This is a genomic window from Pseudomonas sp. Kh14 (genome assembly GCF_900291005.1).
In the GTDB taxonomy this organism is placed as follows: Bacteria; Pseudomonadota; Gammaproteobacteria; order Pseudomonadales; family Pseudomonadaceae; genus Aquipseudomonas; species Aquipseudomonas alloputida.
Genome location: NZ_OLKJ01000112.1, coordinates 1 through 271, shown reverse-complemented (window position 1 = coordinate 271; position 271 = coordinate 1). Strand labels below are relative to the sequence as shown.

The 271-nt window shown below is 68.6% G+C and carries 1 protein-coding gene; it reads right to left on the bottom strand.

What is annotated here, in order from left to right; all coding sequences use genetic code 11:
• The coding region (locus FQ668_RS27510; RefSeq protein WP_218570901.1) for a hypothetical protein at positions 1 to 253 on the bottom strand (253 nt) is incomplete at its 3' end.
• Positions 254 to 271: the final 18 nt, after the last annotated feature.

Genomic DNA, 271 nt, shown 5'->3' with positions numbered 1-271 from the left:
GCACAGTGGACAACGGCCCCGCCAGTTCCGCCACCTGGCTGGGCGGCGCCACGTGCGGGCGATCGACGAGCGCCCCTTGCGCATCGCGGGTCTTGGGCTCAAGCAACAATTCCAGGCGCCCTGCCGCGAGCGGAATATCGCGCAGCGCCTGCTGGCCCGGCTGGCTCGCCAGTTGTTCGATGAACTGTGCAGCGGAGGTCTGCGCCCCCGGGGGCAGCATCTCGCGCAGCTTTTCACCGACGACCTTCTGCATGGCCGGATCCTTCAGCAC